Origin of the sequence: Moorena bouillonii PNG, from assembly GCF_001942495.1 — a bacterium.
In the GTDB taxonomy this organism is placed as follows: Bacteria; Cyanobacteriota; Cyanobacteriia; order Cyanobacteriales; family Coleofasciculaceae; genus Moorena; species Moorena bouillonii.
In genome coordinates, this window is sequence record NZ_MKZS01000001.1 from 2,763,041 (window position 1) to 2,778,112 (window position 15,072).

At 45.4% G+C, this 15,072-nt stretch carries 8 protein-coding genes and 1 tRNA gene; 2 read left to right on the forward strand and 7 right to left on the reverse strand.

What is annotated here, in order from left to right:
- Positions 1–41: 41 nt before the first annotated feature.
- Positions 42–494 (reverse strand): chemotaxis protein CheW, encoded by a 453-nt coding sequence (locus BJP37_RS11325; RefSeq protein WP_075898847.1) that lies wholly within the window; start codon positions 492–494, stop codon positions 42–44.
- Positions 495–650: 156 nt separating this feature from the next.
- Between BJP37_RS11325 and BJP37_RS36260 the strand changes: the two genes are divergently transcribed.
- A complete protein-coding gene (locus BJP37_RS36260) occupies positions 651–839 on the forward strand; it encodes a hypothetical protein (protein WP_143727568.1) in 189 nt (62 codons plus the stop codon).
- Here BJP37_RS36260 and BJP37_RS11330 read toward each other — a convergent pair.
- The 6 genes from BJP37_RS11330 to BJP37_RS11355 form a co-directional block, all read right to left on the reverse strand.
- Positions 778–4,341 carry a hybrid sensor histidine kinase/response regulator gene (locus BJP37_RS11330; protein ID WP_229415275.1) on the reverse strand — a complete coding sequence of 1,188 codons (3,564 nt, stop codon included), beginning with the start codon at positions 4,339–4,341 and terminating at the stop codon, positions 778–780. The two genes, BJP37_RS36260 and BJP37_RS11330, sit on opposite strands and share 62 nt — an antisense overlap.
- A 328-nt stretch (positions 4,342–4,669) precedes the next feature.
- A complete protein-coding gene (locus BJP37_RS11335) occupies positions 4,670–9,772 on the reverse strand; it encodes a GAF domain-containing protein (RefSeq protein ID WP_075905995.1) in 5,103 nt (1,700 codons plus the stop codon).
- A gap of 332 nt (positions 9,773–10,104) precedes the next feature.
- Entirely contained in the window at positions 10,105–10,665 is a 561-nt protein-coding gene (locus BJP37_RS11340; protein ID WP_075898851.1) for a chemotaxis protein CheW, read from the reverse strand.
- 31 nt (positions 10,666–10,696) lie between these two features.
- On the reverse strand, positions 10,697–11,068 hold the full coding sequence (locus tag BJP37_RS11345; RefSeq protein WP_075898853.1) for a response regulator transcription factor: 372 nt from the start codon (positions 11,066–11,068) through the stop codon (positions 10,697–10,699).
- A 218-nt stretch (positions 11,069–11,286) separates the two neighbouring features.
- Complete coding sequence (locus BJP37_RS11350; RefSeq protein ID WP_075898855.1) at positions 11,287–12,540, reverse strand: response regulator; 1,254 nt, start codon at positions 12,538–12,540, stop codon at positions 11,287–11,289.
- A gap of 928 nt (positions 12,541–13,468) precedes the next feature.
- Positions 13,469–14,290: an urease accessory protein UreF gene (locus BJP37_RS11355; RefSeq protein WP_075905997.1), complete on the reverse strand. Its 822-nt coding sequence runs from the start codon at positions 14,288–14,290 to the stop codon at positions 13,469–13,471.
- Between the two features lie 678 nt (positions 14,291–14,968).
- On the opposite strand from BJP37_RS11355, the gene BJP37_RS11360 reads away from it, so the two are divergent.
- Positions 14,969–15,042: transfer RNA gene (locus BJP37_RS11360), tRNA-Asp, on the forward strand.
- Positions 15,043–15,072 lie beyond the last annotated feature (30 nt).

Below are 15,072 nucleotides of genomic sequence, written 5' to 3' on the forward strand. Positions count from 1 at the left end.
TGGTAAGTTTAGATTTTTATTATAGCCTTTTCTAGTGACGATTAAGGAGTCAAGGCACCGACTTGCTGTAAATCCAAAAGAAAAATTTTCTGAGTAGATGCTTCGTTTGATATAACAGCTGCATGAGATATCATCTCCAGAACACTGGCCTGACGGTAAGACTTCGGGATAGGTTGCATCATGTCTTGGGGTAACTCCACCAAATTAGGCAGATCATCCACAAAAATTCCCCAAAGTTCGGAGTCCCTAGGACGAATAATCACTAAGAACCTTTGGTTAGGGCTTCGGTGAGGTAAACTACCATCCCCCAACTGCTGATGTAAATCCCAAAGTTTAATGGTATGCTTGCCTAGCTGAACTAATCCCATGGTTTTCATATCCCGGCTGATTTCCGTGGTATAATTAACCACTTTCATAACATCCCTAATCGGGAGACATAGGGAATAATCAGCAATTTTAAAAACCATGAATTTTTCTAGTTTTGAATCGTCCATCGCCTTTATTTTATAGTGATTAGTGTTTAGTGATTAGTGTTTAGTGCTGAGTAGTTATAGGGAGATTTTTAGGATTTTTTAAACTACCAATTCACCAGGAGCAATGATCAATTACTAATTACCAAAGAATTGCAGGATATAGCGTTGATCATACTTATGAGCTACAGCCAATTTTATTCCCCCGACTCCCTACTCCCGACTCCCGTTCCCCTCCTGGGAGGGGTTAGGGGTGGGTTCCGACTCCCGACTCCCGACTCCCGACTCCCTACTCCCTTATTAACGGTTAAATGGGCTCAACAACATCGGTTACTGTTGTCAACAATTTGTGTTCCAAATAGGGCTTAGTGATATAAGCCTTTGCCCCCAACTGTGCAGCAATCAAGCGGTGTTTATCGTTACTGCGGGATGTGAGGATGACTACAGGAATATCTACCAAAGCTGGGTCTTGCTGACAGTGTTTGAGAAACTCAAACCCATTCATGCGAGGCATCTCAATATCACAGATCACTAACTGTATGTCTGTCTGATGCTGTAGTTGCTCAATCCCTTCATAACCATCCTGGGCTTGAAACACTTGATAGCCATTTTTCTGTAAGGTCATGGCTAGAGTTTGGCGCAGGGTGATCGAGTCATCTACCAGGAGTACCTTTGGCTTACGTCTGACCCAGAACGGTTCAACCGTTGAAGGTGGAAGCTGCTTTCGCGAAAGGGTTTCCATCGGTTGGGTGGCTTGGTCATAGCTTTTGCTTTCAACTTTCAATGTGCTAACCTGTAACCTTTGACTGCCATCGGTCTGTTGCTCAGACAGGTACTGGATCAATTCAGTCCCATCCAGCACCAATGTCAACCGACCATCGGCCAGAATACTGCCCCCATTGACATAGGGGGGTGGCACAATCATTGTCCCCAAAGGACGAATCACCAACTCCTGGTCTCCCAACAGTTGGTCTACTTCCAGACCCACAAGCTGATCCTGGTAATGAATTAGAATTATTGGTCTGATCGTCTGTTTAGGAACAACAGGCTGATGGGGATGGGTGACCGAGAATGGAGAAGCCACAGAGGAATAATCTAGGACTTGCCCAAGTTGGTAGACTTTAACCAGTTGCTGATCTCTCCCGGTACCCAAGTAGAGAACTTTGCCATCTTCCCAACTTCGGAGCTGGTGTTCCTCAGGAATAATAATTTGGGAGACTTGATCAGTAATCAAACCATAAACTTGCTTCCCAGCCTGGCACAGAAGTAATTTATCTATGGTTAAACTCAAGGGAATTTGTAGTCTAAATCTGCTGCCTTGGTCCGGAGAAGAATCAACCTGGACGGAACCCCTCAGAGCTTTGACCTGGTTTAGGACAACATCAAGACCAACACCACGTCCAGAGAGGTTATTCACCCCAGAGACAGTGGAAAAGCCTGGTTCAAACAACAAATTCCTCAGCTGAGCCTCACTGAGATTATTACTCTGTTCAAAGTCTATCAGTTCACGTTCTACTGCTAGTTGGCGAATCCGTTCAAAATTCAACCCTGGCCCGTCATCAAAAACTTCAATCACCAAATATCTGCCCCGATGGCAAGCACTGATTTCAATTAATCCCTTTTCTGGTTTGCCCTGTTGTTGCCGTAGACCAGGAGTCTCAATGCCGTGGTCAAAAGCATTACGCACAAGATGCAGCATGGGGTCGTACAACTTCTGGGCAACAACTTTATCCACTAAAACATCATTACCAGAGATTTTTAGCTCTACCAGCTTATGGTGGGAAGCTGACAACTGCTTGAGGACAGGGGGGAAACGACTAAATATTTCCCCTAAAGGCAACATCCGGGCGTCCATCAAGACATCACGATGGTTGGTTAACAACCGACGTTGTTGTTCGAGAGTTTTACTGGATTGGGTGCTGAACAGCTCAATGTCTAGGGCAGCTTCTGTTAATTGAATAGCATCTTCTAGAACTGACTGGATCAGAAGCTCGGGTGCGCTATAACGTTTTAGTTCCAGGTCATCGAAATAGTCGGTATGTTGTTCGCGTAGCGTGGCCTTTTGGCCAAGGTTAGTTGGTTGAAAGTTGCTATGTTGAAAGTTGCTATGTTGAAAGTTGCTATGTTGAAAGTTGGCAGGTTGAGAGCGTAGCGTGGCCTTTTGGCCAAGGTTGGCCGTAGGATTGGGGTTGGTAGCAAAGTGTTCCTTTAAACCTTCAACCTTCAACTTGCTAAGCTGCAACGTTTTTTCTGCCCAAGGGTAGGAAGAAAAAGCAAGATTTCGGTCGGTAGCTTTGTTTTTGTTTAAACCTTCAACATTCAACTTGCTAACTTGCAACCTTTGCCTAATCTGCTTTTGTTGGGTCAAAATAAACAGGCGGTCGTACCAATCTTGGAGTTGCTCTAGAACTTGCTGATGTTGGTCGATACGATCAAGGAGTACTCGCACTGCAGCCAGCAGTTGTTCATTTTCGAGCAACTGGCGGTTTTGGTTGGTTAGTAATTCCCCAATTGTGTAATTCAGGTATTCTAGATGCTCAATATTTATCCGCACAGTACCAGATAGATCCCTAGATGATGGCGTGCTGGGATGTTGGTTGGAGGGAGTTATGGCGAGATGGGAAGAGTTTAGAGGGGCATTTTTGGCATTGCCTATGGGCGGGATGATCTCGTCTGTGATAATTTCGGGATCTTGTCGTTGTTCTTTTTTTTGATTATCTGCATCAATCATCCCCATGTTGTGCAAAACAAAATTTTTTTCTGTGGCGATTTCTTGATCAGGTGAGGCTATCTCTCCATCCAAGACATCTATCTCTGTTTGGTTCGACCTCTGCAAGTGTTTACTTTGATCAGAAGTTTGCTGATCTAGTGTAGTTGATCCTCCCCAGATCATTTCCACAAGCTGGGACCGTTTCCTTGTTTTAGATTCTGGATCAGTAACGGAAGAATTATTAACAACACCTTCTACTTCTTCTAGTCCGGGCTCAACTCGATTAAGGTCTTGTTCTTTTCCGTTGCCGAAGACAGAAGATTGATTTTGAATTGTGAATTGTGAATTTTGACTTGAAGACCTAAGGTCAGCTAGTTGTTGCAGAGCTATAGAAGGTTGACCACCTTGAGTCCTATCCCCTTCTAGCACCGCTGCTTGTGCTGCAACGAAATCACACAAAGCGGTCTTGGCAATGGTGACCACCTGATCGGGATGGTTGTCTAGGGCTGCGATCGCATTTTTGGCAATAGCGGCAAACCCTGGTAAATTAAGGGATTCCCCTAACCCCAAGAAAATGTCTGCTTGGTGGCGAACTGTGATGCTGATTTCACTGGGATTGTCATTATTTAGGGCAGCTTGGATTACGTCTAAGCCTTGGCTAACCCCCACTTCAAAAATGGACTGGGTGACGTCGAAGCCCAATTCTAGTGAGGTGGGCAGATGGGATTCGTGACCAAAACAGTCCCCCAGCTTCTCTTGGAGTTGGGCAACAACAGCAGCAGTTCGATTTTTGATTTCGGTGTCATCGATTTGCCCCCCTGTGAGTTCAGCGGTCAGAGGTAGGCGCAGACACTCATAAGCTTGAAACAGTAAGGCTTCAATTTCTGGATCAATGGACAAGTCGGGGTTAAACAGAGCTTTAAAAACATCCTCCAAGGAGTGAGCTACAGTGGCGATTGTTTCCAACCCAATGCTAGCTGCTGCGCCTTTGAGGGTATGGGTAGTCCGCATCAAGTTGTTGACTTTATTGATGCTATAGTTTTCTGACAAACTCAGCAAATCCTCTTCCAAGACTTGCAGCAGTTCCGGTGCTTCCTGGAGAAAGTAGCGATAGCTTTGCTCACGAATTTTCGGGTCATTAGTCATTAGAGCAGTTGTCAATTGGGTGAGGTATTTTATTCTTAGGGAGTAGGGAGTAGGGAGTAGGGAGTAGGGAATCGGGAATCGGGAATCGGGAATCGGGAATCGGGAATCGGGATAAAATAAAAAAAATTATCTCTAACTGATTATACGAAAAAATGCTCGTATTATTAGTGATTTTTTATTAAAACTAGGAAAATTTTTATTCAATAAAATTTTCCTAGTTTTAATAAAAATTTTGTGCATTGAAAATGTCTATAGCCTGAAATCAAATAAAAAAGATATATCCCAGTCCCCTTTAGCATGCATGCTAAAACGCATTTAAAATGGATTTTAGCAAGGCAAATGACTACTCAACCTTGAACTGGTCAGCACTGGCTTGAAGATTCTGAGCCATGGCTAGGAGTTCTTGGAAAGACGTAGAAATTTCCATGGCATCCTCAGAAGTTTTGTTGGCAATTCCTGCAACTTCAGTCATGGTTTGGGTCACGGATTGGAACTCTTCGGTCTGTACCTGGGTGGCTTGGGTAATACCCTCTACAAGCTGGCTGATTTGGCTGGTGGCTTCAACAATGGCATTGAGAGTGAGACGGGTATCTTGTACCATTGCGGTTCCTTGGGCAACCTGTTGAATACCTTTATCCATGGCTGTAGAAACCTCAGCGGTACTCTTCTGGATCTCCTGCACCAACTGCTCGATCTCAGTGGTGGCTTCCGCTGACTGACGGGCTAGAGAACGTACTTCATCGGCAACAACTACAAAACCCCGTCCATACTCACCAGCCCTTGTAGCTTCAATGGCTGCATTCAACGCTAGCAATTGGGTCTGATTCGTAAAGTTGCTAATCAGGTTTACCACCCTCGAAACCTTCTGGGACGATTCGCTCAGGCGCTTGAGCCGTTTGCTGGTTTCTGCCACTGTCTCCCGGATTTCGAGAATTCCATCTACGGTACGGTTCATGGCGGCATCCCCTGCTTGGAGGGTTTGGTTAGCGGTTTGGACTGCTACTTCTACCTGTTGAGCACTCTCACCTACAGCTTCTGTAGAATTAACCATGGTCTGGATGTTCTCTAAGGCTTGACCGAGAGCCATAAATTGCTGCTGGGCTTGGGCTGTGAGCTTGGCAATGGAGGATTCCCTGTCAACAGACGTTTGGGCAACTTTCCTGGAAGCTTGCTGGACTTGAGTCACAATCCGGCGCAGGCTTTGTAAGGTGTTGTTGTAGGCATCAGCAATGGTACCTACTTCATTGTTGGTTACCGGAGCTCGGACGGTGAGGTCTCCTTCTAGAGCTGGTCGCACTGCTGAGAGCAACTGCATTACCTCCCGCTGTACTGCTTCTTTGTCGGCTTTCTCCCGTTGTGCGGCATCGGTCAGCTGCTGGGACTGGTTTTGGATTTGTGCGAGATACTCAGCCTGTTGCAGGGCTGCCCCTACTTGCACCGCAATCTGAGCCAGGGCGTTGAGTTCAAACTCTTGCCAGTCACGAGGACCAGTATTTTGGTAGGTACCCAGTAAACCCCATAAGGTTCCTTGTATAAAAATCGGTGCCAGCATATAAGCCTTAACCTCATATTGCTCTAAGGTTTCTAGGTAACCGTCAGAATAACCAAAGGTGTAAATGTCATCAACGGCCACGCTTTCACGATTGCGATACCGACCTCCCTGGGTGTCTTGTAGATAAGTATCGGGCCAGAAGGCTTTGATATCTGCTCCCACCCATGCTAACCAACCAGTTGCAACTGCCTCAGCCACAAACTGACCAGTCCAATCAGGATTGAAGTGATAGAGGGCTACGCGATCGCATTTGAGCAGCTGCCGGATTTCTTGGGTTGTGATACGATAGATTGTATTTACATCCCGAGACTGAAACAGCTTACCAACTATTTTGGTTACCCCCTGAGCAATTTGAGCCGCTTTGGTGAGTTGGGTAGATTGGGCTCGTAACTGATCTAGGTAATGGGATCGCTGCAAGGCTAATCCCAGGGAATTACTAATTTGGAGCATGAGGGTGACATCGGTATCTTGCCACTGACGGGGTCCCGTATTTTGGTAAGCCGCCAGCAGCCCCCAGAGCTTGTCACTTTGGAAAATTGGCATAATCAGATATGCCCTGGCTTGGTATTGTTCCAGAGTGTTGATGTAGCAGGGAGCGAAACCCATGGCATAGATGTCATCAACCTTCTTGAAGCGGTCACCTCGGGCGAACTCTCCACCCTGGGTTTCTTGCAAGCAGGTATCAACATTAGACAGAGAATTAACACTCAGGGCTGTAACTTGGCAGCGCTCATAAGCCGTTGTATCCACCTTCAGGCGGTCGTCTCTTTCTTGTTCAGTGATTAGGGAAATCCAGCCAGGGGCAACCGATTCAGCCACAAACTCACCACTCCAGTCGGAGTTGAAGCGATAGATTACTACCCGGTCAGCTCCCAACACTTGCCGCAACTCTTTGGTAATACTCTGGAAGATACTATAAACATCTACAGACTGGGACAAATGGTTGCTAAGGCTTGCTACTACTCGCTCCCGCACAGCAGCTTGGGCAAGCTGGTGAGATTTGGCCTCCACTTGATCCAGGTAGCTCAATTGCTGTAGCGCTACCCCAAAGTGCAGGGCAATCTGCTTGGCAAAATCAATCTCATACTCCTGCCATTGACGGGGCTTACTGCATTGGTGAATGCACAACAATCCCCACAAATCAGGTGCAAGAAGTAGGGGCACAACCAGATTAGCCCGGACTTGGAACTGAGCCAGCAGCTCAATATGGCAATCGCTGAAACCCGCATTGTAGACATCAGCAACTGCTTGCACACGTCCTTCGGTGTAGTGAGGGGCATACTGTTCACCAAAGCAGTGGTCGTTAACTTTGATTCCTAGCATGGCATGGTAGCCTGATGCCACATCCTCAGATACCAATTCCCCATCATCAAAGCCAGAGTTAGGGTAAAACTTAAATACACCCACCCGGTCAACCTGAAGAAGCTTGCGCATTTCGATAGCGGTTGTCTTGAAAATGGTATCTAGGTTTCGAGACTGACGGATCTTGTTGATGATTCCAACTACCGCTCGCTCCATCCCTGCGATTTTAGCGACCTGGGTAGATTTGGCCTCGACTTGGGCTAGGTACTCTGTTTGTTGTAGGGCAACTTCAAAGTGTAGGGCAATCTGCTTGGCAAAATCAATCTCATACTCCTGCCATTGACGGGGCTTACTGCATTGGTGAATGCATAAAAATCCCCACAGTTCAGTTCCTTTACGCAATGGCACCACCAGGTTAGCCCGGACTTGAAACTGAGTTAGCAGCTCAATGTAGCAATCGCCAAGATCCCCATTGTAGATATCAGCAACTGCGTGTACTCGCCCTTCGACATAGTGCTGGGAATACTGTTGACTAAAGCAATGGTCGTGAACCTTCTTACCCAGGATCCCATCGTACCCATTGACCACATCTTCAGACACCAACTCTCCATCGTTATAATCGGAGTCAGGGTCAAAGCGAAACAGACCGACCCGGTCAGCCATCAGGAGCTTACGAATTTCTATGGTTGTGGTCTTGAAAATGGTATCCAGTTTCCGAGATTGCCGGATCTTGTTGATGATTTTGACCGCTGATTTTTCTAGGTCTGCAGCCAATAGGAGTTGCTTGGATTTTGCTCGCAGTTGCTCAACATACTCCGTTTGCTGGAGGCCAACCCCAAATTGTCGGCCCATCTGAGCCAGTATACCCACCTCGATTTTCTGCCAGTGACGAGGGCCATTGTTCTGGTAAGCTGCCAGTAAACCCCACAAGGTTTCCCCTTGCAGAATCGGTACAATCACATAAGCTTTAGCCTGAAATTGCTCCAACAGGTCAATGTGACACTGATCGTAATTAACGTTGTAAATGTCATCAACGGCTAAGGTTTCATTGTGGCGATACCTACCGCCTTGGGTTTCCTCCAAATAGGTATCGCGCCAGACTTTTTTAATACTCGATCCAACTAACGGTATCCAACCATGTGCCACATCCTCAGCCACAAACTCACCACTCCAGTCTCGATTGAAGCGATACACAGCGACGCGATCGCACTTGAGCTGCTGCCGGATTTCTTGAGTAGCGGTCTGGAAAACACTGTTGATGTCAGAACTCTTAAGTATTTTATCAAGCAAGCGACTTGCTATTTTTTCTCCCTGAACAGCAATATCCAGTTGCTCCGATTTCTCCTGTAGCTGGGCTGTAATGTCCAATTGTTTGAGAATACTACTGAGACGGTCACTGAGTAATGACAGCAGCATCACCTCACTATCAAGCCAGCGCCGAGGGCGAGAGTTCTGGTAAACGGCGAATAAACCCCAGAGGTGTTCACCATTAAAGATTGGGGCTATAATATAAGCCTTGGTCTGATATTTTTCTAAGGTTTCAATGTAGCACTGAGAAAAACCAGCGGCATAAATGTCGTCAACTCGCTCTACCTGCTGACCTTTGAAATAGCTGCCTCCTTGTGTCTGCTTTAAATAGGTATCGGTAGTAGGGCTGGCCACGGATCCGATTTGCTTGACGGTACAGCGCTTAGAGGACAATATATCGGCTGATGTCAGGTTAGGATTTTGCTTTTGGTCTTCGAGCAGCCTCACCCAAGCATCTGCAACTGACTCAGCCACAAATTCACCACTCCAGTCTCGATTGAACCGATAAACCACTACCCGATCCGCCTTCAAAAACAGGCGCAGTTCGTGGCAAATGTTGCCCAGGGCAATCTCCGGTACATTTGACGGCGCAATTGTGGCCAAGATTTGAGCCAAAACCTTTTCCTGCTTCACCTGCTCTCGCCGTCGGGTACTAAATTCCACTGGCTGTAGACTTAGCCTCAGTTCATTAACAACTTGGTAGAGCAGACTAATGTCAGCTTCCTGCCATTCCCGAGAACCAGAACATTGCTGCACCACTAGTAAGCCCCACAGTTGCCCATCGAGCAAAATCGGTAGACTTAGGCTGGCTTTGACCTGGAATCGTTCTAGCAGTTGGAGTTGAAACGGACTCAAAGCCCGGTCATTAATATCATTAAGGGCTACAAGTTCCTGTTGCTCGTAGGCTGAGCGATTCAATGCTCCAAAAGCAATCACCGGCAGGTACTCCCCCTGGCTGGGAGTATAGCCACCCACCATCGACTCAACTAGCACCGTACCCCGATTCTCGGACTGGAAGCGAAAAATCAAGGCTCGGTCTACCCGTAAACGCTGACTAACCTCAGTCACGGTGGTTCTCAACAGGGCATCACTAGTTTCTGCTTTGCGCATCTGAGTTGCCAGGTGGAATAACCACTGCCGCTCACCCTTGCAGTGTTGCTCAATATCCACGGCTAGGTGAAACTGAACCCCGGTAGGTGTCCCCTTGCCATTGCCATTACTCGATGATTGATTGAGTTGGGACTTAGAACTGAGTATTTCCTCAGATTTATCAAATTGTGGCATAGTTATAGTTTCCTTTCTTGATGCAGTCGCTCCTGGGGAGGGGCTGCGTGCGGAACCTGCGTCCGCACCTTGAAAGCCCCGTGGAAACCCCCTTTGGCCGACTGCATCGCTTTTTTCAACATCTGATAATGGTAAAATTGCCGACCATGATGGCATCTCAGAGGCAATCGAGTCGGTAGTAACCCTGCCAATAGACTGTTCAATGGGCAGAGTGAGTGACGAGCTTGTCAACCAGTCATAATTGATTTGATGGCATTGATTTGGTTGATCAAAACTCCTGATGATTGCCCTGATCAATTGCCAGATCTCGGAGGAGGCTAAGTCGAAAAACCTCAAGACTCTCCTCCCCAAGAGTCCCCTCGTTGATGTGTCTGCCATAGGGGACATTGAGTAATAGCCATGACATCCAAAACTGCACCGCCATCCCCAGGTAGGTACCCCAGGAGAAAAGGCAATAGCTTAGGAGGAAATAAACCAGGAGTCGGTGGCTGGAGTTGCTCCAATTCATGTAACTCAATATCATTAACATGGGATACCACCAGACCCAAAGACTGGTCATTGACCTGAACTACTATTGCCACAGGAGATACCGAAACTTGCCCAAGCTTCGACAGAGGTGGATAGCCAACCAGCTGGTTTAGGTCTACCAACCAGAGCATTTCTGAACGCCAATTACCAATTCCCAAAATGCAACTGGGCATTTCCGGCACCAGCAGAACCTCCGGCAGATTCACCCTGATAATTTCTGTAATCTGCTCTAGGGGCAACAGAACACTGTCATCTTTGCCAAGAGGAAAACGCAGCAACCGCACTCGGGTTTCTGGGGTTAGTGGATCTAAGTTTAGTAGGTCAAGATTTGTTTGTGTTACCGCTGGGTCAAGGGAGTTCAACATTACCTAATACCTAATACCTAATACCTAATGCCTAATGCCTAATGCCTAACAATTGCTGGATTGTTTGTATTAGTTCTTGCTGGTCTATCGGTTTAGATAAATAGGCATCAGCTCCCAGCATCGAACCCCAGAGTTTGTCGGCATCAGTTCCTTTAGTTGAGCAAATCACCACTGGGATGGTTTCGGTGTTGGAATTAGTCTTGAGTTCCCGGCACAGTTCAAACCCGCTTTGTCCTGGCAAAATCACATCGACAATCACTAAATCTGGTTTCTGGGACTGGAGTTTAATCTGGGCATCCTCACTACTGGTGACACTAACTACGTTGAGACCAGCTTCTCTGAGGTAACAACTTAGAATTTCATTTTCCGTCAAACTATCTTCAACCAAAAGGACTGTAGTCATAATTGTTTTTTTTATAAAAGTTATTGATATTTTTTAGTAATTGTAACTTTCATTTTTGTAACCTATTTATTTTAACTAATAATTAGTTAATTAAATTAATAATTATACACAATGAATTGTGATGATTTTTTATCGTAAATTCCCTACTCCCTACTCCCTACTCCCTACTCCCTACTCCCTCCTTCCTGTTCCCTTTACTAAAGTATTAAAGTAAGTAGTCAACTGGACAGGATATTACGACTAACCCCGAGATGCCTCTGGAGAATTGTCAATACCTTTGACCGAGTAATAGGCTTTGCTAAAAAGTCTGTAGAACCGACCATCTTGGCCCGCACTCGGTCTACAATTCCGTCATTACTGGTGACCATAATCACTGGCGTGTCTTGAAACACCGAAACCCGACGAATTTGTGCACAGACTTCATACCCGTTTAAAACTGGCATCACCAAATCCAAGAAGATCAGCTGTGGTTTATGCTTTAGCAAGGTCGGCAAGGCTTTGATAGGGTCTTGAACATTGATAAATCGATAACCAGCATTGGCAAGAATTTGACTCATGGTCAGCCGATCGATTTGGCTGTCTTCGATATAAACTACCAAGGGACTAGCTGGTAATGTCTGAATTGGCCCTCCTTTCCTTCCGGTAGTTTCTGGCATTGGGTTAGTGGCTTTATTAAAGTGAGTATCACAGCGGAAGTCCCCAACCGACACCAGACCCATGACCTGTAATCTGATATAGGGCATGATTGATTGGGTCAGAGGCAAAAGATTCTGTTTCAACCTCACAGCTAAATCCCTCAAAGTGCGATCGCCATCCACCAAGGTAGTCAGGTTATGGTAGGCCAGTAATGAGGTCTGCTGTCGCAATTTGTCAGCATCCCAGATCACCGGAGCCAAAGAAGGGGAAATATTTACCAAACCAGCCTGTTGCCAAGGCTCCCAAACCTGCCTTGCCTGTTGCCAAATTTGATCAGCTCGAATGACTACCAACCTTGAATCAAAGGTTGAATCAGAGGTTGAATCAGAGGTTGAATCAATAGTGTCTTGAGGAATCTGCCTGTAAGTTAATTGCTCTGATGAAGCACAGCGGAGTTGTTCCTGCCGTTGGATGATATCGAAGAGTATTTCCGTACAGTTGCCAGCAACAACCGACCTCATCTGTTTTAGCGGTACTTTCCCCTGTCTGACTAGTTCTGCTAGAGATGGGTAATCCCAATACACCGGCTGAGCCGACGACCCCTGACACACAGGAAATGCTGATAGTTCTGGGCAGTGTACAGACAACTGCCGACACCAACGACGAATGGGATGCATTTTACTAGCACCCCCAGTCAAACGACCCAAGTGAAAAGAAAGACTCCACTGCTGACCTTGGGGATCTTCAATCTCCAACCAACCAGTAAATTGCGCCTTTGCGCAAGCTTGAATCTGTTGTGCCAGTTTGTCGGTGGTCAATACTTTTTGAGTCGTCATTGGTGTCTCTATGGATATATAGCAATGCCACTAGTAATTAGTAACTATTAACTAACAATTAACAATGAATCTTTAACAAGTAATAATCCTAGTTTTTTAGCGCCTATATTAGCACGTATATTGTTAATATTTTCTGTTTAAATTAATCCCTAATATGTAATATTGTGAATTAGAATATTGTGTATAGTTTTCAGAACTTACCCAGCCACTATATTTGTATAGTGTTTACAAAATATCGGGTTTTTAGCCCAGTTTTTCGTAAGTTATGGTTTTGGTGAAATGCACCAAACTCGTAATGTTAGCAGACAATTCAAGCTAGGGTTGTGGAGATGCACCATGATCGAGTTTCACTAACCATCAGCAAAACTCGGTTAGCCGAACTGAAGGTAAATTAGTACCTGACTTTGCTTAACTTTACCTTAATTAAGAAGGGTGATTTAACTAAAATTACCCGAAAATTAACGAAAGTTTGGCTGCCTTAATTCTAACTCTATATTAGCATTAAAATCCGGCTAATTATTAAAATACGCTAATTGTCGTAGTATATAGGGTTTTTATCTAGGTTGTAAACAGACTTCTTGCAAAAAAAGGCATGCAGGCAAGAGGCAAAAGGCAAAAGGGGCAAGAGATACGGAGTTTTATTGTCTAATAAAAAAAGACCATTAAGGTTTACATCTCAAATACAAACGCTATACTTTTATAACATGCAAATGTGGCATATATCGGTAACATCAGCCAAAAAAAACCAGCTAACTTTATTAATCTTTTAAAAAAGAATTAATAAAGTTAGCTAATGCACTAAGCGCACGCTACTTGAGGTGCCATTGGCCTATGGCCACCCTACACCGAACAGCTTTTGAATAAAATAAGCTGACCACTGACCGCTGAGTGCTGAATGCTTACAAATGATTATTAATTTTAAAAAGAATTAACTACGAAATAATCGTGTGTACTGAGTTTCGTGAGCCATACTTGCCAGGGCTAATCCCCAGCCACAACTACTTAATTTTTCATCCGTCAAAGTTAAAACATCTTGGGTGCTCAGAGTAAGTCTATGGTTGAGTCCTAGTAGTAGCTGTTGACCAACGGTTTGACCAAGGGGAATCAATTTGACGCCAGCACCGATGACATTAGATGCCCAGCTATGTAAGTAACCTAAGACTGTGGCTGTAATGTCAATCTGCCAGTTAGCAGCCCCAATCCCAAACGCGATCGCATAATTACAGGGTTGACCCACAGCTGATGCTACATCTTGTAGAGAAATGACATTTTGTTGAGAAGACCTCTGGCCAAAGTAGTTTTCTGATCCTGTTTGGGTGAATTCTTGTCCACTGTTCCCTGTTCCCAGATCCGCTGTTCCCTCTTCTGAAAGAAGTCTAATGGTTTCACTGGGTGGGTGCAAATCCAGCAGTAACCGCATCAACGAGTTACCCATCTGCCAACTTTGCGATCGCAATTCAGAAGTTTCCTTAGCAGCACTTACCCAAGCATTCCAGTAGTCCAAACCCTCTAAATCCCCTTTGCCATAACTTTCGTAAGCTCGAACCATAACATAAGCCTCTAATCGAATGGCTCCATAGCACAGTTGATGCTCTAGCCACTGGTGCAGAGTAGTCTGGTTGTGAATCACACCAATATCAACTAACGTTTCCAAACCCTCGGAATAGCCGTAAGCACCCACTGGTAGTACGGGACTAGCCAGTTGCAAAAGATTCAACAAAGAATTAGGGACTAGGGGATCTAAATGCATTCTTGCTTGTTGCTCATTGCCATAGTGCACTGTCTGTACATCATATAGTGCTACGGGCAATGGCATTGGCAAGAGGCATGCATGCTAAAGTTGACTACAACAGCTTTTGTTGCTTGTATCAATGTCCTTTGAATCCGTAGTGCTATACCTAATCGGCATCCCACGCTCCTTCAGGATTGGATAAGAGACCGAAGAGGGAGAAGAGGTACCAGTAACAACTTATTAACACGTTTCTCCTGATCGAGATCTGCTCGATCCTGTCATCCATTACATCCGTTAAACCATCTCTTGCCCCTCTGGCAGTTAGGAATTACCCACGCTAAATCTATATATAGTGTTTTTTTTTAGATAAACACGCTATATATATGTTTTTTTGGGGCTATTGACATAAGTCCTAAAAATTTCCAAAAAAAGTTTGCCCAAACCCTTGACACCGTTTGTAGTATTTTTGTAGTATACAAACATAGCGGACAGGAAAGAGTCAAAACGCTCGAATCCCAAAGCTTACACGGAACCTTGACAACTAAATATGTAACATACCTTTTGATTCATGTTTGGATATAACTGTGTTTGCTCATCACGTGGGGATGGACCCTTGGGTTGATTCCCCACAGAGTGAACCCAGAGATTTATCTAAAAGATTGATCTAAACTCCAACGGATAAACTGCTCAAGTCCTGGGGCTGTAGCTCAGACGGTCAGAGCGCCTGTCTGTCGAACAGGAAGTCGCGGGTTCGATTCCCGTCAGCCTCGCTCTTTGCAGTCGCTTTTATCGGTTGCAGG

What these genes read in the sequence shown, in the direction of transcription:
- BJP37_RS11345 (WP_075898853.1), bottom strand. Translation starts at nt 11,068, where the DNA reads ATGACTACAGTCCTTTTGGTTGAAGATAGTTTGACGGAAAATGAAATT.
- BJP37_RS11355 (WP_075905997.1), bottom strand. Translation starts at nt 14,290, where the DNA reads ATGCATTTAGATCCCCTAGTCCCTAATTCTTTGTTGAATCTTTTGCAA.
- BJP37_RS11350 (WP_075898855.1), bottom strand. Translation starts at nt 12,540, where the DNA reads ATGACGACTCAAAAAGTATTGACCACCGACAAACTGGCACAACAGATT.
- BJP37_RS11335 (WP_075905995.1), bottom strand. Translation starts at nt 9,772, where the DNA reads ATGCCACAATTTGATAAATCTGAGGAAATACTCAGTTCTAAGTCCCAA.
- BJP37_RS36260 (WP_143727568.1), top strand. Translation starts at nt 651, where the DNA reads ATGAGCTACAGCCAATTTTATTCCCCCGACTCCCTACTCCCGACTCCC.
- BJP37_RS11325 (WP_075898847.1), bottom strand. Translation starts at nt 494, where the DNA reads ATGGACGATTCAAAACTAGAAAAATTCATGGTTTTTAAAATTGCTGAT.
- BJP37_RS11340 (WP_075898851.1), bottom strand. Translation starts at nt 10,665, where the DNA reads ATGTTGAACTCCCTTGACCCAGCGGTAACACAAACAAATCTTGACCTA.